The sequence below is a fragment of the Citrobacter sp. Cb004 genome, from assembly GCF_030337065.1.
Taxonomy (GTDB): domain Bacteria; phylum Pseudomonadota; class Gammaproteobacteria; order Enterobacterales; family Enterobacteriaceae; genus Citrobacter; species Citrobacter braakii.
Map to the genome: position 1 here is coordinate 252412 of NZ_JAOWCH010000033.1, position 26150 is coordinate 278561.

Annotated in this window: 25 protein-coding genes; 22 read left to right on the top strand and 3 right to left on the bottom strand. The window is 52.1% G+C overall.

The genetic code is table 11. The features are described 5' to 3' along the window. Positions 1 to 26 precede the first annotated feature (26 nt). The 19 genes from tsf to tilS all read left to right on the top strand — a co-directional run bounded on the left by tsf (position 27) and on the right by tilS (position 22866). Entirely contained in the window at positions 27 to 878 is an 852-nt protein-coding gene (tsf, locus tag OGV65_RS02035) for a translation elongation factor Ts (RefSeq protein WP_003018551.1), read from the top strand. 145 nt (positions 879 to 1023) lie between these two features. Beyond that, entirely contained in the window at positions 1024 to 1749 is a 726-nt protein-coding gene (gene pyrH / locus OGV65_RS02040) for a UMP kinase (RefSeq protein ID WP_005132114.1), read from the top strand. Positions 1750 to 1888: 139 nt separating this feature from the next. After that, positions 1889 to 2446, top strand: a complete 558-nt coding sequence (gene frr / locus OGV65_RS02045; RefSeq protein WP_016151760.1) for a ribosome recycling factor — start codon at positions 1889 to 1891, stop codon at positions 2444 to 2446. A 218-nt stretch (positions 2447 to 2664) separates the two neighbouring features. Then, positions 2665 to 3861, top strand: a complete 1197-nt coding sequence (gene ispC / locus OGV65_RS02050) for a 1-deoxy-D-xylulose-5-phosphate reductoisomerase (protein ID WP_016155727.1) — start codon at positions 2665 to 2667, stop codon at positions 3859 to 3861. Between the two features lie 312 nt (positions 3862 to 4173). Beyond that, positions 4174 to 4932, top strand: coding sequence for a (2E,6E)-farnesyl-diphosphate-specific ditrans,polycis-undecaprenyl-diphosphate synthase (ispU, locus tag OGV65_RS02055; RefSeq protein ID WP_003018543.1), 759 nt, complete (start codon positions 4174 to 4176; stop codon positions 4930 to 4932). Between the two features lie 12 nt (positions 4933 to 4944). Beyond that, a complete protein-coding gene (gene cdsA / locus OGV65_RS02060; RefSeq protein ID WP_016151762.1) occupies positions 4945 to 5802 on the top strand; it encodes a phosphatidate cytidylyltransferase in 858 nt (285 codons plus the stop codon). An 11-nt stretch (positions 5803 to 5813) separates the two neighbouring features. Beyond that, complete coding sequence (gene rseP, locus OGV65_RS02065) at positions 5814 to 7166, top strand: sigma E protease regulator RseP (protein ID WP_016151763.1); 1353 nt, start codon at positions 5814 to 5816, stop codon at positions 7164 to 7166. A gap of 29 nt (positions 7167 to 7195) precedes the next feature. After that, positions 7196 to 9610 (top strand): outer membrane protein assembly factor BamA, encoded by a 2415-nt coding sequence (bamA, locus tag OGV65_RS02070; RefSeq protein ID WP_016151764.1) that lies wholly within the window; start codon positions 7196 to 7198, stop codon positions 9608 to 9610. A gap of 122 nt (positions 9611 to 9732) precedes the next feature. Continuing rightward, positions 9733 to 10218, top strand: coding sequence for a molecular chaperone Skp (skp, locus tag OGV65_RS02075; protein ID WP_016151765.1), 486 nt, complete (start codon positions 9733 to 9735; stop codon positions 10216 to 10218). Positions 10219 to 10221: 3 nt separating this feature from the next. Then, positions 10222 to 11247 (top strand): UDP-3-O-(3-hydroxymyristoyl)glucosamine N-acyltransferase, encoded by a 1026-nt coding sequence (gene lpxD, locus OGV65_RS02080; protein WP_279263561.1) that lies wholly within the window; start codon positions 10222 to 10224, stop codon positions 11245 to 11247. A gap of 103 nt (positions 11248 to 11350) precedes the next feature. Next, a complete protein-coding gene (fabZ, locus tag OGV65_RS02085; protein WP_003018528.1) occupies positions 11351 to 11806 on the top strand; it encodes a 3-hydroxyacyl-ACP dehydratase FabZ in 456 nt (151 codons plus the stop codon). Between the two features lie 3 nt (positions 11807 to 11809). Then, positions 11810 to 12598: an acyl-ACP--UDP-N-acetylglucosamine O-acyltransferase gene (gene lpxA / locus OGV65_RS02090; RefSeq protein ID WP_003018525.1), complete on the top strand. Its 789-nt coding sequence runs from the start codon at positions 11810 to 11812 to the stop codon at positions 12596 to 12598. Further along, a complete protein-coding gene (gene lpxB, locus OGV65_RS02095) occupies positions 12598 to 13746 on the top strand; it encodes a lipid-A-disaccharide synthase (RefSeq protein WP_047498529.1) in 1149 nt (382 codons plus the stop codon). Before lpxA ends, lpxB begins: the two co-directional genes overlap by 1 nt. Next, complete coding sequence (gene rnhB / locus OGV65_RS02100) at positions 13743 to 14339, top strand: ribonuclease HII (RefSeq protein WP_047406069.1); 597 nt, start codon at positions 13743 to 13745, stop codon at positions 14337 to 14339. The genes lpxB and rnhB overlap by 4 nt, the downstream gene beginning before the upstream one ends. A 24-nt stretch (positions 14340 to 14363) precedes the next feature. Beyond that, positions 14364 to 17846, top strand: a complete 3483-nt coding sequence (gene dnaE / locus OGV65_RS02105) for a DNA polymerase III subunit alpha (RefSeq protein WP_016151769.1) — start codon at positions 14364 to 14366, stop codon at positions 17844 to 17846. 12 nt (positions 17847 to 17858) lie between these two features. Further along, on the top strand, positions 17859 to 18818 hold the full coding sequence (gene accA, locus OGV65_RS02110) for an acetyl-CoA carboxylase carboxyl transferase subunit alpha (protein ID WP_003018513.1): 960 nt from the start codon (positions 17859 to 17861) through the stop codon (positions 18816 to 18818). Between the two features lie 99 nt (positions 18819 to 18917). After that, positions 18918 to 21056 (top strand): lysine decarboxylase LdcC, encoded by a 2139-nt coding sequence (gene ldcC / locus OGV65_RS02115; protein WP_286454545.1) that lies wholly within the window; start codon positions 18918 to 18920, stop codon positions 21054 to 21056. Between the two features lie 66 nt (positions 21057 to 21122). Next, positions 21123 to 21512: a VOC family protein gene (locus tag OGV65_RS02120; protein ID WP_016151771.1), complete on the top strand. Its 390-nt coding sequence runs from the start codon at positions 21123 to 21125 to the stop codon at positions 21510 to 21512. 61 nt (positions 21513 to 21573) lie between these two features. Further along, complete coding sequence (gene tilS / locus OGV65_RS02125; protein WP_286454546.1) at positions 21574 to 22866, top strand: tRNA lysidine(34) synthetase TilS; 1293 nt, start codon at positions 21574 to 21576, stop codon at positions 22864 to 22866. Between the two features lie 54 nt (positions 22867 to 22920). Here tilS and rof read toward each other — a convergent pair whose 3' ends face one another. Together rof and OGV65_RS02135 are read right to left on the bottom strand one after the other, a co-directional pair. Continuing rightward, a complete protein-coding gene (gene rof / locus OGV65_RS02130; RefSeq protein ID WP_047417117.1) occupies positions 22921 to 23181 on the bottom strand; it encodes a Rho-binding antiterminator in 261 nt (86 codons plus the stop codon). Further along, positions 23168 to 23368 carry a YaeP family protein gene (locus OGV65_RS02135; protein ID WP_003018499.1) on the bottom strand — a complete coding sequence of 67 codons (201 nt, stop codon included), beginning with the start codon at positions 23366 to 23368 and terminating at the stop codon, positions 23168 to 23170. The genes rof and OGV65_RS02135 overlap by 14 nt, the downstream gene beginning before the upstream one ends. A 188-nt stretch (positions 23369 to 23556) precedes the next feature. Here OGV65_RS02135 and OGV65_RS02140 point away from each other — a divergent pair, with 188 nt between their 5' ends. Genes OGV65_RS02140 through nlpE form a run of 3 tightly spaced genes read left to right on the top strand, consistent with a single transcriptional unit; the run spans position 23557 to position 25253 of the window. Next, complete coding sequence (locus OGV65_RS02140) at positions 23557 to 24102, top strand: YaeQ family protein (RefSeq protein ID WP_286454547.1); 546 nt, start codon at positions 23557 to 23559, stop codon at positions 24100 to 24102. Beyond that, positions 24099 to 24521 (top strand): alternative ribosome rescue aminoacyl-tRNA hydrolase ArfB, encoded by a 423-nt coding sequence (gene arfB / locus OGV65_RS02145; protein WP_016151775.1) that lies wholly within the window; start codon positions 24099 to 24101, stop codon positions 24519 to 24521. The genes OGV65_RS02140 and arfB overlap by 4 nt, the downstream gene beginning before the upstream one ends. A 30-nt stretch (positions 24522 to 24551) precedes the next feature. Further along, positions 24552 to 25253 (top strand): envelope stress response activation lipoprotein NlpE, encoded by a 702-nt coding sequence (nlpE, locus tag OGV65_RS02150; protein WP_087121852.1) that lies wholly within the window; start codon positions 24552 to 24554, stop codon positions 25251 to 25253. 47 nt (positions 25254 to 25300) lie between these two features. Here the strand turns inward: nlpE and OGV65_RS02155 are convergent, their stop codons facing one another. Continuing rightward, complete coding sequence (locus OGV65_RS02155) at positions 25301 to 26125, bottom strand: YaeF family permuted papain-like enzyme (RefSeq protein ID WP_053389214.1); 825 nt, start codon at positions 26123 to 26125, stop codon at positions 25301 to 25303. Positions 26126 to 26150 lie beyond the last annotated feature (25 nt).

Sequence of the window (26150 nt, forward strand, 5' to 3'; positions counted from 1 at the left end):
AGATCAAATCTTCCGAGGATTTTAGAATGGCTGAAATTACCGCATCCCTGGTAAAAGAGCTGCGTGAGCGTACTGGCGCAGGCATGATGGATTGCAAAAAAGCACTGACTGAAGCTAATGGCGACATCGAGCTGGCAATCGAAAACATGCGTAAGTCCGGCGCAATCAAAGCGGCGAAAAAAGCAGGCAACGTTGCTGCTGACGGCGTAATCAAAACCAAAATCGACGGCAACATCGCTTTCATTCTGGAAGTTAACTGCCAGACTGACTTCGTTGCTAAAGATGCTGGTTTCCAGGCATTTGCTGACAAAGTACTGGACGCTGCCGTTGCTGGCAAAATCACTGACGTTGAAGTTCTGAAAGCGCAGTTCGAAGAAGAACGTGTTGCTCTGGTTGCTAAAATCGGTGAGAACATCAACATCCGTCGCGTTGCTTCCCTGGAAGGCGAAGTTCTGGGTAACTACCAGCACGGTGCTCGTATCGGTGTTCTGGTTGCTGCAACTGGCGCTGACGAAGAGCTGGTTAAACAGCTGGCAATGCACGTTGCTGCAAGCAAACCAGAATTCGTTAAGCCGGAAGACGTTTCTGCTGAAGTGGTAGAGAAAGAATACCAGGTTCAGCTGGACATCGCGATGCAGTCTGGTAAGCCGAAAGAAATCGCAGAGAAAATGGTTGAAGGCCGTATGAAGAAATTCACCGGCGAAGTTTCTCTGACCGGCCAGCCTTTCGTTATGGAGCCGAGCAAATCTGTTGGTCAGCTGCTGAAAGAGCACAATGCTGACGTAACTGGCTTCATCCGCTTTGAAGTGGGCGAAGGCATCGAAAAAGTTGAGACTGACTTTGCAGCAGAAGTTGCTGCGATGTCCAAGCAGTCTTAATTTTTAAAGGAGCCGCCTGAGGGCGGCTTCTTTTTGTGTCTGGCTTGTAAATTCAGCGAACCGCTATAGTGGTCATGCTGAAAAGCGACATACAATGTCGCCGGAATTAATTCATCTCATTCGTTGACAGTCTCAGGAAAGAAACATGGCTACCAATGCAAAACCCGTCTACAAACGTATTCTGCTTAAGTTAAGTGGCGAAGCTCTGCAAGGTTCAGAAGGCTTCGGTATTGATGCAAGCATCCTTGACCGTATGGCTCAGGAAATCAAAGAGCTGGTTGAGCTGGGTATCCAGGTTGGCGTAGTGATTGGTGGTGGTAACCTGTTCCGTGGCGCTGGTCTGGCGAAAGCAGGGATGAACCGCGTTGTGGGCGACCACATGGGCATGTTAGCCACCGTCATGAACGGTCTGGCGATGCGCGATGCGCTTCACCGCGCCTATGTGAACGCTCGCTTGATGTCCGCAATTCCTCTGAATGGCGTGTGTGATAACTACAGCTGGGCGGAAGCAATCAGCCTGCTGCGTAACAACCGCGTTGTTATTTTGTCTGCGGGTACTGGCAATCCGTTCTTCACTACCGACTCTGCGGCTTGCCTGCGTGGTATTGAAATTGAAGCGGATGTGGTACTGAAAGCCACCAAAGTCGATGGCGTATTTACGGCTGACCCGGCTAAAGATCCAACGGCGACTATGTACGAACAGTTGACCTATGCTGAAGTACTGGATAAAGAGCTGAAAGTGATGGATCTTGCGGCGTTTACACTGGCTCGTGACCACAAATTACCGATTCGTGTCTTTAACATGAACAAACCGGGTGCGCTGCGCCGTGTTGTTATGGGTGAAAAAGAAGGCACGTTAATCACGGAATAATTCCCGTTGCGGCTAAATGCAGGTAATATTCCGCTTTAATGTCGCGGGATACGTCCCTCAAAATTAATCAAGACTATACTTGTCACATCTTGCGTGGTGGGTATGGTCTGACTGAAACAAGCTTTCAAGGATTCGTAACGTGATCAACGATATCAGAAAAGATGCTGAAGTACGCATGGACAAATGCGTCGAAGCGTTCAAAAACCAAATCAGCAAAATTCGCACGGGCCGTGCTTCTCCTAGCCTGCTGGATGGTATTGTCGTGGAATATTACGGCACACCGACCCCGCTGCGCCAGCTGGCAAGCGTAACGGTTGAAGATTCCCGTACCCTGAAAATCAACGTGTTCGACCGTTCTATGGGGCCAGCCGTTGAGAAAGCAATTATGGCTTCCGACCTCGGTCTGAATCCAAGTTCTGCGGGTTCCGACATCCGCGTTCCGCTGCCGCCGCTGACTGAAGAACGTCGTAAAGATCTGACCAAGATCGTGCGTGGCGAAGCTGAAGGCGCGCGCGTTGCCGTACGTAACGTACGCCGCGATGCCAACGACAAAGTGAAAGCGTTATTGAAAGAAAAAGAGATCAGCGAAGATGACGATCGCCGTTCTCAGGACGACGTACAGAAACTGACTGACGCAGCTATCAAGAAAGTTGATGCGGCGCTGGCAGAGAAAGAAACGGAACTGATGCAGTTCTGATTCGCCTGTACGCTAAAAACGCCGCTTAGAAGGCCTGAGAAGGCTGGATGGCGGCGTTTTGCTTTTTTCTGTCTATATACTCTAAATATTCGAGTTGCAGGAAGGCGGCGACGCAGGGCATCCCCGGGAGCGTACACCCGTGCGTGACAGGGGTGAACGAGGAGAGCCAACGTACATGCAACTTGAAATATGACGAGTAAAATTCTTCTGGATGTCTGATGAAGCAATTAACCATCCTGGGATCAACCGGTTCCATTGGTTGCAGTACGCTGGATGTAGTACGCCATAACCCGGAAAAATTTCGCGTTGCTGCGTTGGTGGCGGGTAAAAATGTCGTCCGTATGGTTGAGCAATGTCTGGAATTTTCTCCTCGCTATGCGGTAATGGACGATGAAAAAAGCGCTGCGTTGGTAAAAGCAGCTCTGCTGGAGCAGGGCAGTCGTACTGAGGTTATGAGCGGGCAGCAGGCTGCCTGTGATATGGCTGCGCTGGATGATGTTGATCAGGTTATGGCGGCGATTGTCGGCGCGGCGGGCTTGCTACCGACGCTGGCGGCAATCCGCGCGGGCAAAAGCATTTTGCTGGCGAATAAAGAGTCTCTGGTGACCTGCGGGCGTCTGTTTATGGACGACGTGCAACGCCACAAAGCACAGCTTTTGCCGGTAGATAGCGAACATAACGCGATTTTTCAGAGTTTACCGCAACCTATCCAACACAATCTGGGATACGCTGACCTTGAGCAAAATGGCGTCATATCAGTTTTGCTTACCGGGTCTGGTGGCCCTTTCCGTGAAACGGCATTGCGCGATCTGGTTTCTATGACCCCCGATCAGGCATGTCGTCATCCGAATTGGTCGATGGGACGAAAAATCTCTGTCGATTCAGCCACCATGATGAATAAAGGTCTGGAATACATTGAAGCGCGTTGGTTATTTAATGCCAATGCAAGCCAGATGGAAGTGCTGATTCACCCGCAGTCGGTTATTCATTCGATGGTGCGTTATCAGGATGGTAGCGTTCTGGCGCAGTTGGGGGAACCTGATATGCGTACACCTATTGCTCATACGATGGCATGGCCAGAACGAGTGACGTCCGGCGTTAAGCCTGTCGACTTTTGCAAGCTCAGTGCGTTGACGTTTTCCGCACCTGATTACCAGCGTTATCCATGCCTGAAACTGGCGATGGACGCGTTTGAGCAAGGGCAGGCGGCGACGACCGCTTTGAACGCAGCGAATGAAATTACCGTTGCCGCATTCCTGGCGCAGCAGATCCGATTTACCGATATTGCTGACCTGAATTTATCCGTACTGGATAAGATGGATTTGCAGGAGCCACAGAGCGTTGATGACGTGCTGAAGGTTGATGCTATCGCGCGGGAAGTCGCCAGAAAAGAAGTGATGCGACGCTCAAGCTGATGATAATCCCTCCTCGGAGAATCGCGCTATTTGTTAGCGTTGGGCTTCAGTGATATAGTCTGCGCCACTCGATCGCGGGTATTTGTTTTTTTTCGGTCGGGTAAGCCGTGGTTTGACACGGCTTTTTTGTGGATGCACAAAATCATTCAGGTTGCATCAAGGTGGCAAGTGGATGAGTCCCCTGGAGCATACAAAGAGTATGTGACTTGGGCGAAGATCACAGCCAACGAAGGAGCAGCCTGAAGGATGAAGCGCAAAAGGCTTCAGTATTCCTGAGTACCGTATAATCCTTTCAGGGACTAAAAACGCGTTATGTTGTCTGCAACTAAACCATTAAGCGAAAATTTGCCAGCACATGGTTGTCGCCATGTAGCAATTATCATGGATGGCAATGGCCGCTGGGCGAAAAAGCAAGGGAAGATTCGCGCCTTTGGACATAAGGCCGGAGCAAAGTCCGTCCGCCGGGCTGTCTCTTTTGCTGCCAATAACGGTATTGATGCGTTAACGCTGTATGCCTTTAGCAGTGAGAACTGGAACCGACCTGCGCAGGAAGTGAGCGCGTTAATGGAGCTGTTTGTGTGGGCGCTTGATAGCGAAGTGAAAAACCTGCACCGCCATAACGTACGTCTGCGTATTATCGGGGATATCAGTCGATTTAACTCACGTTTGCAAGAACGGATTCGCAAATCAGAAGCGATTACCGCCCAGAATACCGGGTTGACGCTAAATATTGCAGCGAATTACGGTGGACGGTGGGATATAGTCCAGGGAGTCAGACAACTGGCACAACAGGTGCAGGACGGTCTGCTGCGTCCAGAGCAAATCGATGAAGAGATGCTGGGGCAGCAAATTTGTATGCATGAACTGGCTCCTGTGGATTTAGTGATAAGGACTGGGGGAGAGCATCGAATTAGTAATTTTCTGTTGTGGCAAATTGCCTATGCCGAACTTTACTTTACGGATGTTCTCTGGCCCGATTTCGATGAACAAGACTTTGAAGGTGCGCTGCATGCCTTTGCTAATCGTGAGCGTCGTTTCGGCGGCACCGAGCCCGGTGATGAAAAAGCCTGATGGGGGTCGCTTTTGCTGAAGTATCGCCTGATTTCTGCTTTTGTTTTAATACCCGTTGTCATCGCGGCGCTGTTTTTGCTGCCGCCGGTGGGGTTCGCCATTGTTACGCTGGCCGTCTGTATGCTGGCCGCCTGGGAATGGGGACAGTTAAGCGGTTTTACCACGCGTACGCAGCGAGTCTGGCTGGCTGTTTTGTGCGGGCTACTGCTGGCACTGATGCTATTTTTGTTGCCGGAATACCATCGCAATATTCATCAGCCGCTGGTTGAAGTATCGCTGTGGGCGTCGCTGGGCTGGTGGGTCGTGGCGCTGTTACTGGTGCTGTTTTATCCCGGCTCTGCGTCGGTCTGGCGTAATTCCAAAACATTACGCATAATTTTCGGCGTGTTAACCATAGTCCCTTTCTTTTGGGGAATGCTGGCGCTACGTGCATGGCACTATGATGAGAATCATTATAGTGGCGCGCTATGGCTGCTGTATGTCATGATCCTCGTCTGGGGAGCGGACTCGGGTGCCTATATGTTTGGTAAGCTGTTTGGCAAACATAAGCTGGCGCCGAAGGTTTCTCCTGGTAAAACCTGGCAGGGTTTTATTGGCGGACTCGCCACTGCGGCCGTGATCTCATGGGGTTATGGCATGTGGGCGAATCTTGAGGTTGCGCCTGTCACCTTGCTTATTTGCTCCATCGTTGCAGCCCTGGCCTCCGTGCTGGGTGACCTGACCGAGAGTATGTTTAAGCGTGAAGCAGGTATTAAGGACAGTGGTCACTTAATACCAGGACACGGCGGTATTTTGGATCGTATTGATAGCCTGACGGCTGCGGTACCGGTCTTTGCCTGCCTGTTGTTACTGGTATTCAGGACGCTCTAACGGATGGTCTTATGCTGAGTATTCTCTGGAATCTGGCTGCATTCATCGTTGCACTTGGTGTGCTTATCACCGTGCATGAATTTGGTCATTTCTGGGTTGCACGGCGCTGCGGAGTCCGCGTCGAACGCTTTTCCATTGGCTTTGGAAAAGCGCTTTGGCGGCGTACCGATAAATCAGGTACGGAATACGTCATCGCTTTGATTCCCCTCGGTGGTTACGTCAAGATGCTGGATGAGCGTGCTGAACCGGTCGCACCGGAGCTGCGCCATTACGCTTTCAACAATAAAACGGTTGGACAACGCGCAGCCATCATTGCCGCAGGTCCGATTGCCAACTTCCTTTTTGCTATTTTCGCGTATTGGCTGGTGTTTATCATCGGTGTCCCTGGTGTTCGTCCGGTTGTTGGTGAAATAACACCCAACTCGATTGCCGCACAGGCGCAAATTCAGCCGGGTACGGAACTAAAAGCGGTTGATGGTATCGAAACCCCTGATTGGGATGCCGTGCGATTACAACTGGTATCCAAAATTGGCGATGAACATACGACTCTCAGCGTGGCGCAGTTTGGCAGCAACCAGCGGCAGGACAAAACGCTGGATTTACGCCATTGGGCATTTGAGCCAGACAAAGAGGATCCTGTTTCCAGTTTAGGGATTCGCCCACGCGGTCCGCAGATTGAATCGGTACTGTCAGAAGTGCAGGTAAACTCCGCTGCAAGTAAGGCGGGTTTGCAAGCTGGCGACAGGATCGTTAAAGTCAATGGTCAGCCGCTGACGCAATGGATGACGTTCGTGACGCTGGTGCGCGATAATCCGGATAAGCCGTTAGCGCTAGATATTGAAAGACAAGGAAGTTCCTTGTCTTTAACGTTAACCCCAGATTCAAAACAGGTTAACGGGAAGGCAGAGGGTTTTGCGGGCGTGGTGCCTAAAGTTATTCCTCTGCCTGATGAGTATAAGACTGTACGCCAGTATGGGCCATTCAGCGCCATCCTCGAAGCCTCGGATAAAACGTGGCAGTTGATGAAGCTGACGGTCAGTATGCTGGGAAAATTGATTACCGGTGATGTAAAACTGAACAACCTCAGTGGGCCGATTTCTATCGCCCAGGGGGCTGGGATGTCAGCGGAGTTCGGGGTTATTTATTACCTGATGTTCCTTGCGCTTATCAGCGTGAACTTAGGGATAATCAACCTGTTTCCGTTGCCCGTTCTTGACGGGGGGCATCTGCTGTTCCTGGCGATTGAAAAGCTGAAGGGCGGTCCGGTATCCGAGCGGGTTCAAGACTTTAGTTATCGCATTGGCTCTATCTTGCTGGTGTTGTTAATGGGGCTTGCACTTTTCAATGATTTCTCTCGGTTGTAAGAGAGTGTTAGGAAGAACGCATAATAACGATGGCGATGAAAAAGTTGCTCATAGCGTCGCTGCTGTTTAGCAGCGCCACCGTATACGGTGCTGAAGGGTTCGTAGTGAAGGACATTCATTTCGAAGGCCTACAGCGAGTCGCCGTTGGTGCGGCTCTCCTCAGTATGCCGGTGCGCACAGGCGACACGGTTAATGATGAAGACATCAGTAATACCATTCGTGCTCTGTTCGCCACCGGTAACTTTGAGGATGTCCGCGTCCTGCGCGATGGTGATACCCTTCTGGTTCAGGTAAAAGAACGTCCGACGATTGCCAGCATCACTTTCTCCGGTAACAAATCGGTGAAAGATGACATGCTCAAGCAAAACCTCGAGGCTTCTGGTGTGCGTGTTGGCGAGTCTCTGGATCGCACCACGCTAGCCGATATCGAAAAAGGGCTGGAAGATTTCTACTATAGCGTCGGTAAGTACAGCGCCAGTGTGAAAGCGGTGGTAACGCCGTTGCCGCGTAACCGCGTTGACCTCAAGCTGGTCTTCCAGGAAGGCGTTTCGGCGAAGATCCAACAGATCAATATCGTCGGCAACCATGCTTTCTCGACCGACGAACTGATCTCTCACTTCCAACTGCGTGATGAAGTGCCGTGGTGGAACGTGGTGGGCGATCGTAAATACCAGAAACAGAAACTGGCGGGCGATCTTGAAACCTTGCGCAGCTACTATCTGGATCGCGGTTATGCTCGCTTCAATATCGATTCCACCCAGGTTAGCCTGACGCCGGATAAAAAAGGTATCTACATTACCGTTAACATCACTGAAGGCGATCAATACAAGCTTTCAGGGGTACAGGTGAGCGGTAATCTGGCTGGGCACTCCGCCGAAATTGAGACCCTGACCAAAATCGAGCCAGGCGAACTCTATAACGGCACCAAAGTGACCAAAATGGAAGATGATATCAAGAAGCTTCTGGGTCGCTATGGCTATGCCTATCCGCGCGTACAGTCGCAACCTGAAATCAACGACGCCGACAAAACCGTTAAATTACGCGTAAACGTGGATGCAGGTAACCGTTTCTACGTGCGTAAGATTCGTTTTGAAGGTAACGACACCTCTAAAGATTCCGTTCTGCGTCGCGAAATGCGCCAGATGGAAGGTGCCTGGTTGGGTAGCGATCTGGTCGATCAGGGTAAAGAGCGTCTGAACCGTCTGGGTTACTTTGAAACTGTCGATACCGATACTCAGCGTGTACCGGGTAGCCCGGATCAGGTTGATGTGGTCTATAAGGTCAAAGAGCGTAACACCGGTAGCTTTAACTTCGGCGTTGGTTACGGTACTGAAAGCGGCGTGAGCTTCCAGGCTGGCGTTCAGCAAGATAACTGGTTAGGTACCGGTTATTCAGTCGGCATCAACGGCACCAAAAACGACTATCAGACCTATACTGAGTTGTCTGTCACCAACCCATATTTCACCGTTGATGGGGTGAGCCTTGGTGGTCGCGTTTTCTACAATGACTTTAAAGCGGATGATGCAGACCTGTCCGACTATACCAACAAAAGTTATGGTACTGACGCAACGCTCGGCTTCCCGATCAACGAATACAACACCTTGCGTGCGGGTGTGGGTTATGTGCATAACTCCTTGTCTAACATGGATCCACAGGTTGCAATGCAACGTTATCTGGTTTCAATGGGTAAGGATCCTGACGCTGATAGCTTTAAATCAGACGATTTCACCTTCAACTATGGGTGGACATATAACAAGCTGGACCGTGGGTACTTCCCAACGGAAGGTACGCGTGTCAACCTGAACGGTAAAGTAACCATTCCGGGTTCTGACAACGAATACTACAAAGCGACGTTGGATACCGCGACCTATGTGCCGATCGATGACGATCACAAATGGGTTGTTCTGGGTCGCACGAAGTGGGGCTATGGTGACGGCATCGGCAGCAAAGAGATGCCGTTCTACGAGAACTTCTATGCCGGTGGTTCCAGCACCGTGCGTGGTTTCCAGTCCAACACCATCGGTCCAAAGGCTGTCTATTTACCGGCTAATCGTTATAACAACGATAGCGATTACGATAACGAATGTGACGCCACCAATACTTCACCGTGTAAATCGGATGATGCGGTAGGCGGTAACGCCATGGCTGTCGCCAGCCTGGAATTTATTACCCCGACGCCGTTTATCAGCGACAAGTATGCCAACTCGGTCCGTACCTCATTCTTCTGGGATATGGGTACCGTTTGGGATACGAACTGGGATTCAGCTAAGTACTCTGGTTATCCGGACTACAGCGATCCGAACAATATCCGTATGTCAGCGGGTATCGCTTTACAATGGATGTCCCCATTGGGGCCGTTGGTTTTCTCCTACGCCCAGCCGTTCAAGAAGTACGATGGAGACAAAGCGGAACAGTTCCAGTTTAACATTGGTAAAACCTGGTAATTGTTCTTCGCAAAGGAATGTAGTGGTAGTGTAGCGATGACTTTAGGCGATCTTGCATGGGATCGCCTGGCCACGCAAAGAACTGTACCTTCGGGTGCAAATGGGATGGTAAGGAGTTAATTGTGAAAAAGTGGTTATTAGCTGCAGGTCTCGGTTTAGCGATGGCAACGTCCGCACAGGCTGCTGACAAAATTGCAATCGTCAACATGGGTAGCTTGTTCCAACAGGTTGCACAGAAGACGGGCGTTTCTGCTACGCTGGAAAACGAGTTCAAAGGCCGTGCCAGCGAACTGCAGCGTATGGAATCTGATCTGCAATCTAAAATGCAGCGTCTGCAATCCATGAAAGCGGGTAGCGATCGTACTAAGCTGGAAAAAGACGTCATGGCTCAGCGTCAGACTTTCTCTCAGAAAGCTCAGGCTTTTGAGCAGGATCGTGCGCGTCGTTCCAACGAAGAACGTGGCAAACTGGTTACTCGTATCCAGACAGCTGTGAAATCTGTTGCTAACAGTCAGAGCATCGATCTGGTTGTTGACGCAAACACCGTTGCATACAACAGCAGCGATGTAAAAGACATCACCGCTGACGTACTGAAACAGGTTAAATAAGTAATGCCTTCAATTCGACTGGCTGATTTAGCAGAGCAGTTGGATGCAGAATTACACGGTGATGGCGATATCGTCATCACCGGCGTAGCGTCCATGCAATCTGCGCAAACTGGCAATATCACGTTCATGGTGAATCCTAAGTACCGTGAACACTTAGGCACATGCCAGGCTTCTGCCGTTGTGATGACGCAGGACGATCTTCCTTTTGCTAAGAGTGCAGCGCTGGTAGTGAAGAATCCCTACCTGACCTATGCACGTATGGCGCAAATCTTAGATACCACGCCGCAGCCCGCACAAAACATTGCACCGAGTGCAGTGATCGATGCGACGGCGAAGCTAGGTAATAATGTTTCTGTGGGCGCAAATGCGGTCATTGAGTCTGGCGTAGAACTGGGCGATAACGTCGTTATCGGCGCAGGCTGCTTCGTCGGAAAAAATACTAAAATCGGCGCAGGTTCACGCTTGTGGGCGAATGTGACGATTTACCACGACATTCAGATCGGTGAGAATTGCCTGATCCAGTCCAGCACTGTCGTCGGATCTGATGGATTTGGTTACGCGAACGATCGCGGTAACTGGGTGAAGATCCCGCAGCTTGGTCGCGTGATTATTGGCGATCGCGTCGAGATCGGCGCTTGTACCACCATTGACCGTGGTGCGCTGGACGATACTGTGATCGGTAATGGTGTTATCATTGATAACCAGTGCCAGATTGCGCATAACGTTGTGATTGGCGACAATACGGCGGTAGCCGGTGGCGTCATTATGGCGGGTAGCCTGAAGATTGGCCGTTACTGCATGATTGGCGGCGCCAGCGTGATCAATGGGCATATGGAAATATGCGATAAAGTCACGGTTACTGGCATGGGTATGGTGATGCGTCCTATCACCGAATCTGGCGTCTATTCCTCAGGCATTCCGCTACAGCCCAATAAGGTATGGCGTAAAACAGCTGCACTGGTGATGAATATTGATGATATGAGCAAGCGTCTCAAAGCGATTGAGCGCAAGGTTAATCAACAAGACTAAAGCACCGTTTTTGCATGTCTGACTTTTCGGCCTGTCCCATTCATACGATTGCGACAGGCCGTGTTATTATTGCCTTTTAGTATATTTTGACAGGAAGAGTATTTTGACTACTAACACTCATACTCTGCATATTGAAGAGATTTTAGAACTTCTGCCGCACCGTTTTCCGTTTCTGCTGGTTGACCGCGTGCTGGATTTTGAAGAAGGTCGTTTTCTGCGCGCAGTGAAAAATGTATCTGTTAACGAGCCTTTCTTCCAGGGCCACTTCCCGGGTAAACCTATTTTCCCAGGCGTACTGATTCTGGAAGCAATGGCGCAGGCCACCGGTATCCTTGCGTTTAAAAGCGTAGGGAAACTGGAACCAGGTGAACTGTACTATTTTGCGGGTATTGACGAAGCGCGCTTTAAGCGTCCTGTCGTGCCAGGCGATCAGATGATCATGGAAGTGACTTTCGAGAAAACGCGCCGCGGCCTGACCCGTTTTAAAGGGGTTGCGCTGGTCGACGGTAAAGTTGTGTGCGAAGCAACGATGATGTGTGCCCGTAGCCGGGAGGCCTGATACGTGATTGATAAATCCGCCTTTATTCACCCAACTGCCATTGTGGAAGAAGGCGCCAGCATTGGCGCTAACGCTCACATTGGCCCATTTTGTATTGTTGGACCCCATGTTGAAATTGGTGAGGGTACCGTACTGAAGTCTCACGTTGTCGTGAATGGCCATACAAAAATTGGTCGCGATAACGAGATCTATCAGTTTGCCTCCATCGGTGAAGTTAACCAGGATCTGAAATATGCTGGTGAACCGACCCGCGTGGAAATTGGCGATCGCAACCGCATCCGCGAAAGCGTCACCATTCATCGTGGCACAGTGCAGGGCGGTGGAGTGACGAAGGTGGGCAGCGATAACTTACTGATGATTAATGCGCACGTCGCGCATGATTGTACGGTAGGCAACCGCTGTATTCTGGCGAATAACGCCACGCTTGCCGGGCATGTGTCGCTGGATGATTTTGTTATCATCGGCGGCATGACTGCGGTGCATCAGTTCTGCATCATCGGCGCGCATGTGATGGTTGGCGGCTGTTCTGGCGTTGCTCAGGACGTGCCTCCGTACGTTATCGCCCAGGGCAACCACGCAACGCCATTTGGCGTCAATATCGAAGGTCTGAAGCGTCGTGGATTCACCCGCGAAGCGATTACCGCGATTCGTAATGCCTACAAAGCGTTGTACCGTAGCGGTAAAACGCTGGAAGAAGTGAAACCGGAAATCGCGGAACTGGCGAAACAGTACCCTGAAGTTCAGGCTTTCAGCGACTTCTTTGAGCGCTCAACGCGTGGTCTGATTCGTTAATGACTGAGCAGCGTCCTTTAACGATTGCCCTCGTCGCCGGAGAAACCTCCGGCGATATTCTTGGTGCAGGGTTAATTCGTGCACTCAAGGCTCGCGTTCCCAATGCGCGTTTTGTTGGCGTGGCGGGTCCGCTGATGCAGGCCGAAGGCTGTGAAGCCTGGTACGAAATGGAAGAGCTGGCGGTAATGGGCATTGTTGAAGTGCTCGGACGCCTGCGCCGTTTACTGCATATTCGCGCCGATCTCACTCGCCGATTCACCGACTTAAAGCCGGATGTTTTCGTCGGTATTGATGCGCCTGATTTCAATATTACCCTCGAAGGGAATTTGAAAAAGCAGGGCATTAAAACCATTCATTACGTCAGCCCCTCTGTGTGGGCCTGGCGACAGAAACGCGTTTTCAAAATAGGCAGATCCACCAATATGGTGCTGGCCTTTCTGCCTTTCGAAAAAGCGTTTTATGACAAATTTAACGTCCCGTGCCGCTTTATCGGTCATACCATGGCAGATGCCATGCCGTTGGACCCGGATAAAAACGCGGCTCGCGATGTTCTGGGTATTCCCCATGACGTTCACTGCCTGGCGCTATTGCCAGGAAGCCGTGGCGCAGAAGTGGAGATGCTCAGCGCCGATTTTCTGAAAACGGCGCAGTTGTTACGCCAGCATTATCCAGATCTCGAAGTGGTAGTGCCGTTGGTGAATGCCAAACGTCGCGAGCAGTTTGAGCGCATTAAAGCTGAAGTTGCACCGGAGCTTTCCGTACATCTGCTTAATGGGATGGGACGTGAAGCGATGGTTGCCAGCGATGCCGCACTTCTGGCTTCCGGCACTGCTGCGCTGGAATGTATGCTGGCAAAATGCCCGATGGTGGTTGGCTATCGTATGAAACCTTTCACCTTTTGGCTGGCAAAGCGTCTGGTGAAGACCGATTACGTTTCGCTACCTAACCTGCTGGCGGGAAGAGAACTGGTTAAAGAGCTGTTGCAGGAAGAGTGCGAACCGCAGGCGCTGTCGCAAGCGCTGTTGCCGTTGCTGGCGAATGGCAAAACCAGCCATGCAATGCACGACACATTCCGTGAACTGCATCAGCAGATCCGTTGCAACGCTGATGAGCAGGCGGCGGATGCGGTCCTGGAGTTAGCGCAATGATTGAATTTGTATATCCGCATACGCATTTAGTGGCGGGTGTAGATGAAGTTGGACGTGGTCCTTTAGTCGGCGCGGTCGTCACTGCCGCCGTCATTCTGGATCCGGCTCGCCCTATTATCGGTCTTAACGACTCAAAAAAACTGTCGGAAAAACGTCGCCTGGCGCTATTCGATGAGATTAAAGAAAAAGCGTTAAGCTGGAGCCTGGGGCGTGCTGAACCACATGAAATCGACGAGTTGAATATTTTACATGCCACCATGTTGGCCATGCAGCGTGCGGTTGCGGGTCTACATATAGCGCCGGAATACGTACTGATCGACGGCAATCGTTGCCCGGCATTACCGGTGCCATCGATGGCGGTGGTAAAAGGTGATAGCCGTGTGGCGGAGATTAGCGCGGCGTCGATACTGGCAAAAGTTACTCGTGATGCTGAAATGGCGGCCCTGGATACGGTGTTCCCGCAGTATGGCTTTGCACAGCACAAAGGCTATCCAACCGCTTTTCATCTGGAAAAGTTGGCAATGCATGGCGCAACAGAGCACCATCGCCGTAGTTTTGGCCCCGTCAAACGCGCACTGGGACTCACGTCCTGATTCTTGTGTCGAAGGAATCTGAAGATGTCTGAACCTCGTTTCGTCCACCTGCGGGTGCACAGCGACTACTCCATGATCGATGGGCTGGCGAAAACCGGGCCGCTGGTGAAAAAGGCGGCCGCGTTAGGCATGCCTGCGCTGGCGATCACCGATTTTACCAACCTGTGTGGTCTGGTGAAGTTTTACGGAGCGGGTCACGGTGCGGGTATCAAGCCGATAGTTGGCGCAGATTTTCATGTCCGTAGCGAGCTGCTGGGCGATGAACTCACGCAGCTCACCGTGCTGGCCGCAAACAATACTGGCTATCAGAACCTGACGTTGTTGATATCGAAAGCCTATCAGCGTGGTTATGGCGCAGAAGGGCCGGTCATCGACCGGGATTGGCTGGCCGAGTTAAAAGAAGGTTTGATTTTGCTCTCCGGCGGCCGCATGGGCGACGTTGGGCGCAGCCTGCTGCGCGGTAATAGCGCACTGGTTGATGAGTGCGTAGCGTTTTACGAAGAACATTTTCCAAATTGCTATTTCCTCGAGCTTATCCGTACCGGCAGGCAAGATGAAGAAAATTATCTGCATGCAGCGGTAGAACTGGCGGAAAGGCGTGGTCTTCCGGTGGTGGCGACCAACGATGTTCGTTTCCTTGAAACCGGTGATTTTGACGCGCATGAAATCCGCGTGGCAATCCACGACGGGTTCACCCTTGACGACCCGAAACGCCCGCGTAATTATTCGCCGCAGCAGTACATGCGTAGCGAAGATGAGATGTGCGAGCTGTTTTCCGATATTCCGGAAGCGCTGCAAAACACCGTTGAGATAGCTAAGCGCTGTAACGTGACGGTACGTCTGGGTGAGTATTTCCTGCCACAGTTCCCGACCGGTGATATGACCACCGAGGATTTCCTCGTGGCGAAATCGCGCGAAGGTCTGGAAGAGCGTCTGGCGTTTTTGTTCCCGGACCCTGAAGTTCGCGCCCAGAAGCGCCCGCCTTATGACGAACGTCTGGAAGTTGAACTTAAAGTTATCAACCAGATGGGATTTCCTGGCTACTTCCTGATCGTGATGGAATTTATCCAGTGGTCGAAAGATAACGGCGTACCGGTAGGCCCGGGACGTGGTTCCGGTGCCGGCTCGCTTGTTGCCTATGCGCTGAAAATTACCGACCTGGATCCGCTGGAATTTGACCTGCTGTTCGAACGATTCCTGAACCCGGAACGTGTCTCAATGCCCGACTTCGACGTTGACTTCTGTATGGAGAAACGCGACCGGGTAATTGAACACGTGGCGGAAATGTACGGTCGTGATGCGGTTTCGCAGATTATTACCTTCGGTACGATGGCGGCCAAAGCGGTTATCCGCGACGTGGGGCGCGTGCTGGGACACCCGTACGGCTTCGTGGACCGTATTTCGAAACTGGTGCCGCCCGATCCGGGCATGACGCTGGCAAAAGCCTTTGAAGCCGAACCCCAACTGCCGGAAATCTATGAGGCAGATGAAGAGGTTAAAGCGCTGATCGATATGGCGCGTAAGCTGGAAGGTGTCACGCGTAACGCCGGTAAACACGCCGGTGGTGTAGTTATCGCGCCGACCAAAATTACCGATTTTGCGCCGCTGTACTGCGATGAACAGGGGCTGCACCCGGTTACTCAGTTTGATAAGAACGACGTGGAATATGCCGGCCTTGTGAAGTTCGACTTCCTCGGCCTGCGTACGCTCACCATCATCAACTGGGCGCTGGAAATGATTAACGCGCGCCGTGAAAAGAACGGCGAGCCGCCGCTGGATATCGCCGCTATCCCGCTGGATGACAAGAAAAGCTTCGACATGCTGCAACGCTCGGAGACCACGGCGGTCTTCCAGCTTGAATCCCGCGGCATGAAAGATCTTATCAAACGTCTGCAGCCTGACTGCTTCGAAGATATGATCGCCCTGGTGGCCCTGTTCCGTCCTGGTCCGCTACAGTCGGGGATGGTAGATAACTTTATCGACCGTAAGCATGGTCGCGAAGAGATTTCCTACCCGGACGTACAATGGCAGCATGAGTGTCTGAAACCGGTACTGGAGCCGACCTACGGCATTATCCTGTATCAGGAACAGGTTATGCAAATTGCCCAGGAGCTGTCCGGATATACCCTTGGCGGTGCGGACATGTTGCGTCGTGCGATGGGTAAGAAAAAGCCGGAAGAGATGGCTAAGCAGCGCGGCACCTTTGAAGAAGGGGCGAAAAAGCGCGGCGTCGACGGCGAACTGGCGATGAAAATCTTTGACCTGGTGGAGAAATTCGCCGGTTACGGATTTAACAAATCGCACTCCGCTGCCTATGCGCTGGTCTCTTACCAGACGCTATGGCTGAAGGCGCATTACCCCGCCGAGTTTATGGCGGCGGTAATGACCGCCGATATGGATAACACCGAGAAAGTGGTCGGGCTGGTGGATGAATGCTGGCGTATGGGGCTCAAAATCCTGCCGCCGGATATCAACTCCGGGCTTTATCATTTTCACGTGAATGATGATGGCGAAATTGTCTATGGCATCGGCGCGATAAAAGGCGTGGGTGAAGGGCCAATTGAAGCTATTATTGAGGCGCGCAACGAAGGCGGTTACTTCCGCGAGCTGTTTGATCTCTGTGCGCGCACGGACATCAAAAAACTCAACCGCCGGGTGCTGGAAAAGTTAATCATGTCCGGGGCGTTTGACCGCCTTGGTCCGCATCGTGCGGCGCTGATGAATTCGCTCAACGATGCGCTAAAAGCCGCCGATCAGCATGCGAAAGCCGAGGCAACGGGTCAGGCGGACATGTTTGGCGTGCTGGCTGAAGAGCCGGAACAAATTGAACAGTCTTATGCTAACTGTACACCGTGGCCGGAGCAGGTGGTATTAGAAGGGGAACGTGAAACGTTAGGGCTTTACCTGACGGGACACCCCATCAACCAGTATTTAAAAGAAATTGAGCGCTATGTTGGAGGCCACAGGCTGAAAGACATGCATCCGACAGAACGTGGTAAAGTCACCACGGCTGCGGGGCTCGTCATTGCTGCGCGGGTAATGGTCACCAAGCGCGGCAATCGTATCGGCATCTGTACCCTGGATGACCGTTCCGGGCGTCTGGAAGTTATGTTGTTTACCGATGCTCTGGATAAATACCAGCAATTGCTGGAAAAAGACCGCATACTTATCGTCAGCGGACAGGTCAGCTTTGATGACTTCAGCGGCGGGCTTAAAATGATGGCCCGTGAAGTCATGGATATTGACGAAGCCCGGGAAAAATATGCTCGCGGGCTTGCTATCTCGCTGACGGACAGGCAAATTGATGACCAGCTTTTAAACCGACTCCGTCAGTCTCTGGAACCCCACCGCTCGGGGACAATTCCAGTACATCTCTACTATCAGAGGGCGGATGCACGTGCGCGATTGCGTTTTGGCGCAACGTGGCGTGTCTCTCCGAGCGATCGTTTGCTAAACGATCTCCGTGGCCTTATTGGTTCGGAGCAGGTGGAACTGGAGTTTGACTAATACAGGAATACTATGAGTCTGAATTTCCTTGATTTTGAACAGCCGATTGCAGAGCTGGAAGCAAAAATCGATTCTCTGACTGCGGTTAGCCGTCAGGATGAGAAACTGGATATTAACATCGATGAAGAAGTGCATCGCCTGCGTGAAAAAAGCGTAGAGCTGACGCGTAAAATCTTCGCCGATCTTGGCGCATGGCAGGTAGCCCAGCTGGCGCGCCATCCACAGCGTCCGTACACCCTGGATTATGTCCGCCTGGCATTTGATGAATTTGATGAGCTGGCGGGCGATCGTGCCTATGCGGATGATAAAGCTATTGTCGGCGGCATCGCGCGTCTGGATGGCCGTCCGGTAATGATCATTGGTCATCAGAAAGGCCGTGAGACCAAAGAAAAAATTCGTCGTAATTTCGGCATGCCGGCACCGGAAGGCTATCGCAAAGCGCTGCGTCTGATGGAAATGGCCGAGCGTTTCAATATGCCGATCATTACTTTCATCGACACCCCTGGGGCTTATCCGGGCGTGGGCGCGGAAGAACGTGGTCAGTCTGAAGCGATTGCGCGCAACCTGCGTGAAATGTCGCGTCTGAGCGTACCGGTAATCTGCACCGTTATTGGTGAAGGTGGTTCCGGCGGCGCGCTGGCGATCGGCGTAGGCGATAAAGTGAATATGCTGCAATACAGCACCTATTCCGTTATCTCCCCGGAAGGTTGTGCCTCCATTCTGTGGAAAAGCGCCGACAAAGCGCCGCTGGCCGCAGAAGCGATGGGGATTATCGCGCCGCGTCTGAAAGAGCTGAAGCTTATCGACTCTATCATCCCGGAACCGCTGGGCGGCGCGCACCGCAACCCGGAAGTGATGGCTGCGTCCCTGAAAGCACAACTGCTGGCCGATCTCGCCGACCTCGACGTGTTAAGCAAAGATGATTTGAAAAACCGTCGTTACCAGCGTCTGATGAGCTACGGTTACGCGTAAACTGCATTAATTCTGAAAAGGGCCACAACGCTGTGGCCCTTTTTTTTACCTGTGGTTTCACCAGGCTATGATTAACTAAGGTTTTTCCAGGAGGATCGCATGAATATCATTGCCGTCATGGGACCGCATGGCGTCTTTTATAAAGATGAGCCCATCAAGGAACTTGAGCGTGCGCTGCAACAGCAGGGGTTTCAGATTATCTGGCCGCAGAATAGCGTCGACCTGCTTAAGTTTATCGAACATAACCCACGAATTTGCGGTGTCATTTTTGACTGGGATGAATACAGTCTGGATCTGTGCAGTGACATCAACCAGCTCAACGAGTATCTCCCGCTCTACGCCTTTATTAATACCCATTCGACGATGGATGTCAGCGCGCACGACCTGCGCATGGCGCTGTGGTTTTTTGAGTATGCGCTGGGCCAGTCTGAAGATATTGCAACCCGCATCCGTCAGTACACCAGCGAATACCTCGATAACATCACGCCTCCTTTCACCAAGGCGCTGTTTACCTATGTGAAGGAAGGAAAGTACACCTTCTGCACGCCCGGACATATGGCGGGAACGGCGTATCAGAAAAGCCCGGTCGGCTGCCTGTTCTATGATTTCTTTGGCGGCAATACGCTGAAGGCCGACGTGTCTATTTCCGTGACTGAACTCGGATCGCTGCTGGATCATACCGGCCCGCATCTGGAAGCGGAGGAGTATATCGCGCGCACCTTTGGCGCCGAGCAGAGCTATATGGTGACCAACGGCACCTCGACGTCGAACAAGATTGTCGGCATGTATGCCGCGCCTTCAGGCAGTACGCTACTGATTGATCGCAACTGCCATAAGTCGCTGGCACATTTGCTAATGATGAGCGATGTGGTGCCAATCTGGCTGAAGCCTACGCGCAATGCGCTGGGGATCCTCGGCGGTATACCTCGTCGGGAATTCACCCGCGCAAGCATTGAACGCAAGGTAGAAGAGACCCCTCAGGCACTATGGCCGGTACACGCGGTGATCACCAACTCCACCTATGACGGTCTGTTGTATAACACCAACTGGATCAAGCAAACCCTGGATGTGCCCTCCATTCATTTTGATTCTGCCTGGGTGCCGTATACCCATTTTCACCCGATCTATCAGGGGAAAAGTGGGATGAGCGGCGAACGGGTGCCGGGGAAAGTGATTTTTGAAACCCAGTCAACCCACAAGATGCTGGCGGCACTATCACAGGCTTCTCTGATCCACATTAAGGGCGACTACGACGAAGAGACGTTCAACGAAGCCTTTATGATGCACACTTCCACTTCCCCGAGCTACCCGATTGTCGCGTCGATAGAAACGGCGGCGGCAATGCTGCGTGGCAATTCAGGCAAGCGGTTAATCAATCGTTCGGTGGAGCGGGCGCTGCATTTCCGTAAAGAAGTGCAGCGGCTACGCGAAGAGTCGGATGGCTGGTTCTTTGATATCTGGCAGCCGGAAAGGGTAGATGAGGCGGAGTGCTGGCCGGTAGCGCCTGGTGAAGACTGGCACGGATTTGTTGATGCTGACGCCGACCATATGTTCCTCGACCCGGTGAAGGTCACCATTCTTACGCCGGGAATGGATGAACAGGGAAATATGAGTGAAGAGGGGATCCCTGCGGCGCTGGTGGCGAAATTCCTTGATGAGCGCGGCGTCGTTGTCGAGAAAACGGGACCGTATAATCTGTTGTTCCTGTTCAGTATTGGCATTGATAAAACCCGGGCGATGGGGCTACTGCGCGGCCTGACGGAATTTAAACGCTCGTACGATCTGAATTTACGCGTGAAAAATATGCTGCCGGATCTGTATGCCGAGGATCCCGATTTCTATCGTAATATACGTATTCAGGATCTGGCGCAGGGGATCCATAAGCTGATCCGCCAGCACGATCTCTCCGGGCTGATGCTGCGGGCATTTGATACCTTACCGGAAATGAAAATGACCCCGCACCAGGCCTGGCAGCGGCAGATCAAAGGTGAGGTCGAAACGGTGGCGCTCGATCAACTGGTGGGGCGCATTTCTGCCAATATGATTCTGCCTTATCCTCCCGGTGTGCCGCTCTTGATGCCCGGGGAAATGATCACGGCCAAAAGTCGGGCTGTACTCGATTTTCTGCTGATGTTGTGTTCAGTGGGCCATCACTATCCTGGATTTGAAACCGATATCCATGGCGCTAAACTGGGTGAAGATGGCGTGTATCGCGTGCGAGTCCTAAAAATGGCATGACGACTTGCGTGAACCCATTACGCACGAGTAACGTGCTGGCAGAAAAACGAAAGAGGCGATGACGCTATGCTGGGATTAAAACAGGTTCACCATATTGCCATTATTGCGACGGATTACGCGGCGAGTAAGGCATTTTACTGTGATGTGCTGGGCTTTACGCTAATCAGCGAAGCCTACCGGGAAGAACGTGACTCGTGGAAGGGTGATCTGGCATTGAACGGTCAGTATGTGATTGAGCTTTTTTCTTTTCCATTTCCGCCTTGCCGTCCGAGCCGACCGGAAGCCTGCGGTTTACGACATCTGGCGTTCAGCGTAGATGACGTGGAAAAAGCGATCGCGCATCTGGAAGCTCACCACGTGAAGTGCGAATCCGTGCGTATCGATCCGTTTACCGGCAAACGCTTTACGTTTTTTAACGATCCGGACGGATTACCGCTCGAACTGTACGAGCTGTAAGTCTTATCATTGTGGCATTAGCCCGGCAATGTGCCGGGCAATGCCATTGTAAGTAACCATCATGACGACACTCACGCTGAACACTTCACTGCTAAATTCTCAATCGATTCTGGTCACCTTTAGCGGCGGGCTGGACTCCACCGTGCTGCTGCATCAGCTGGTACTGTGGCGAGCGCAAAATCCTGAGGTTGCCTTGCGTGCAATCCATATTCATCACGGATTAAGCCCGCAGGCAGACAGTTGGGTGCAACACTGTGAGTCGGTATGCGCACAGTGGCAGGTGCCGCTGGTGGTTGAACGGGTCCAACTTGAGGATGATGGTCTGGGCATCGAAGCTCAGGCGCGACGCGCGCGCTATCAGGCATTTGCGCAGACCTTACTACCGGGTGAAGTGCTGATGACCGCCCAGCATCTCGACGACCAGTGTGAAACCTTTCTACTGGCGCTTAAGCGCGGCAGTGGTCCTGCCGGGCTTTCCGCCATGGGCGAAAGCTCACCATTTGCCGGAACCCAACTGATTCGACCGCTGCTGGCGCAAACGCGAGAGGCGCTTGAAGTATGGGCGCGACAGCATGAATTATGCTGGATCGAAGATGAAAGTAATCAGGATGATGCCTACGATCGCAATTTTCTCAGATTGCGCGTTACCCCGTTGCTCCAACAACGATGGCCGCACTTCGCGCAAGCCGCAGCCCGTAGCGCCGCGCTGTGCGCCGAGCAGGAGAGTTTACTGGATGAACTGCTGGCCAATGATTTAGCCGACTGCGTGACTGCCCAAGGCACGCTGTTACTGGCACCGTTAATGATGATGAGTGGCGTGCGGCGTGCCGCTCTGCTTCGTCGCTGGCTGGCGGGGTTAAATGCGCCGATGCCTTCCCGGGACGGGCTGGAACGTATCTGGCAGGAAGTGGCGTTGGCGCGAGAAGATGCTTCCCCCTGTTTTCGTCTAGGAGAATATGAGGTCCGTCGCTATCAGTCACAGCTATGGTGGGTTAAATCGGTCGACGGGCAAAGCGAAACAGTCATCCCGTGGTCATGCCGGGAAACGCCGTTGACGCTGCCAGCCGGGTTAGGCTCGGTGCAGCTAATCTCTGCTGGCGAATTGCGCATGCCGCAAGCAGGTGAAGCCGTCAGTATTCGTTTTAAAGCGCCAGGCGTATTGCATATTGTCGGGCGTAACGGTGGACGTAAATTAAAGAAAATCTGGCAGGAGCAGGGGATCCCGCCCTGGCGACGAGATACCACGCCGTTGTTGTTTTACGGTGAAACGTTGATTGCGGCTGCGGGTGTTTTTGTGACGCGTGAGGGGGCGGCGGTAGATGAAGAAGGTATGAGTCTGATTTGGCATGCCTGATGGCGGTGCGATTATCAGGCCTGGTCATTTAGGCCTGATAAGGCGCAAGAAAAGCTAAGATTCGCTGACGACCACGGTACCGATTTGCGGGTGGCTGAAGCTGGCAATTTTATCGAGACGAAGCTCCCGGGTTTCACCTGCGACATCTGCGACCAGATACTCCACGTTTTTGCGTGAAACCAGGTCATTCGCTTTCGCCTGCAAAACTTCGCCATCTTTTAGCGCCAGCGTCAGTAACAAATGGTTCTGGCAGGCGAGTTCAAGATTGTCGTAATCATCACAATTGATGGGTTGATACGTTTCATTCATTGACATAATCGCTCACCAGTAAGTTGGCGGCAGCATAGGCCGCTTTTTCCCTGACCGACTCTGGAAGGGCGCTGTCTGCCGCCACTTCATTAAGCACCTTCAATACGCAACCCAGCGCATCCGGGATATACCCTAAGTCTCCGCTGGCGATTTCCGCGTACCGCTTGCGTATTAACTCACAATATTTTTCCACATGCCCTCCTGTCAGCACTCTGACTTAACCGTGGATGCAAGTCTAAGCCTACGAAGATAAACTCTGTTTAGCAAGGTGACTATACCATACTCATTCAAGCAATATCAGCGCCTTGATTGAGGAGCTGTTAGCAGCCTTTTGCCGCAGTTTTCGCTACAATGAGCGCCTGATTCGAAAGGAGTTCTCTCATGGCGCTTAAAGCGACAATTTATAAAGCCGTCGTCAACGTAGCGGATCTCGACCGCAACCAGTTCCTTGACGCGGCCTTGACGCTGGCGCGTCATCCCTCTGAAACCCAGGAGCGCATGATGCTGCGCCTGCTGGCCTGGATTAAATATGCCGATAAACGGTTGCAGTTCACGCGTGGCCTGAGTGCTGAAGACGAGCCTGAAGCATGGCTGCGTAACGACCATCTGGGCATCGATCTCTGGATTGAACTGGGTCTGCCGGATGAGCGTCGTATTAAAAAAGCCTGTACCCAGTCTGGTGAGGTTGCTCTGTTTACTTACAACAACCGTGCGGCCCAGATCTGGTGGCAGCAAAACCAGAACAAGTGTGCGCAGTTTAAAAATCTCACCGTGTGGTATCTGGATGATGAACAGCTGGCGCAACTGAGTGATTTTGCTGGTCGTACAATGGCGCTGCAGGCAACTATCCAGGATGGCGCTATCTGGCTGTCTGATTCTCAGAACAATCTGGAAATTCATCTGACCGCGTGGCAGCCGCGTTCATGATTGTTATCTCCCGAAACGTCTCTATCCCTGACAGTGAGCTGGAAATCACGGCGATTCGGGCACAGGGCGCGGGCGGTCAGCACGTTAACAAGACCTCCACGGCTATCCATTTGCGCTTTGACATTCGGGCCTCAGGCCTGCCAGAGTATTACAAGGAGCGTCTGCTGGCCGCCAGCCATCATCTGATTAGCAGCGATGGCGTTATTATCATAAAGGCGCAGGAATACCGTAGCCAGGAGCTAAATCGGGAAGCGGCAATCTCCCGACTGGTGGCGGTGATAAAAGAATTAACCGCGGTGCAAAAAAGCCGACAGGCAACACGTCCTACGCGCGCCTCGAAAGAGCGCAGGTTGTCATCGAAGGCGCAAAAATCCACAGTGAAAGCACTGCGTGGGAGAGTTCGTCGAACGCAAGACTGACGAGCGGGAATAAAAAATTATAAGGAATTCATAGTGAAAACAGCAATATTGTCCGTGGTCGCTGCATGCACGCTTTTTTCCTTGATCGGCTGTAACAACCGTACTGAAGTCGATGTACTACAGCCGACGCGGGCGGCTGAATTAAAACCGATGCAGCAAAGCTGGCGTGGCATTTTGCCTTGCGCGGACTGCGAAGGAATTGAAACCTCTCTGTTTCTGGAAAAAGACGGCACATGGGTGATGAACGAACGCTATCAGGGCGTGCGGGATGAACCGTCCTCCTTTGCCTCTTATGGTACATGGGCGCGCACTGCCGATAAGCTGGTGCTGACTGACAGCAAAGGTGAAAAGTCGTACTACCGGGCAAAAGGTGAAGCGCTGGAGATGCTCGATCGTGAAGGTAACCCGATTGAGTCACAGTTCAACTACACGCTTGAGCCAGTTTCCGCCAGCTTACCGGTGACGCCAATGCCGATGCGGGGGATGTACTTCTATATGGCTGACGCGGCAACCTTCACTGATTGTGCGACGGGTAAAAGAGTCTCTGTCGCGAACAATGCACAACTGGAGCGAGATTATCTGACTGCGCGTGGTGCAACGGATAAGGCAGTTCTGCTTACTGTGGAAGGGCACTTCACGATGGAAGAAAATCCTGATACAGGCACGCCAGTGAAAACCTTAAGAGCGGATAAAGAAATTAAGTTTATCCCTGGCCAGAGTTGCGATGATTAATCTGCAGCTTATAAAAACTGTCCGGCGATCGCCCGGACAGTTTTTCCTTATCGGATCAATCCAACAAAACGGCTGGTTTTGATATAAATCCCTAACTTCAGGTGGCCGATATACTGTAGCTGCGTTTCAGACTTAAACGCGGAAATGTCACCTTCGCGCATATGCATCAGGTCGGAAGGGCTAATCCAACCCGGCTGCGCCATTGTTAGCGGGTGCCCGGCTGTGGCAAACGCATCGGTTACGAATTCGGAGCAAAACCACGCCTTCTTTTCTCCTTCGCTGGTATTGTTCAACTGTGCTTTTGCCAGCCCGCTGACGCATTGCTGGCGAAAATCCTCTGAGAAAGGATTCAATGAACATATTTGCCGGGTCACCATAAACGGAATAAATTCGACGATGCCGCGGTAGTTATAGCCGCTATCTTTGATTTTATAAGCGAATGTTTTGATTTCTTCGGCCTGCTGCGGTGTGAGGTTGGGGACCCGCAGAGCAAAAAGCTTATCGCTGTGATTTTCAGCCTTTTTAAGCGAAATGATTTGTACTCCCGCCCCGGTCGCTTCGGCAACTTCATTATCGCCAAGGTAAACGGCGACATGGCTGACAGAAGAGGTGCTGAACGCGCGAATACCAAATGAGGTCACCCCAAGACTAGAGGAAAACAGCAGGTCGCCCGGCCGGAGGTCGGTATCCGTAATTTCATGCAGCGCTTGATCGGTAAATGAGCTTTGATGCTGGAGTTTTATCTCCCATTTCTTTGCCTGGGCATCAACAGCGGTTGCTGATGAATTTTGCTGACTGACGTCAATCGTGCAGGCTGAAAGCAGAAGAACGAAGGGGAGGAGCAGGCGGTAATACGCCGTTGGTTTAGCCATTTTATACAATCCATGTAAAAAAGGC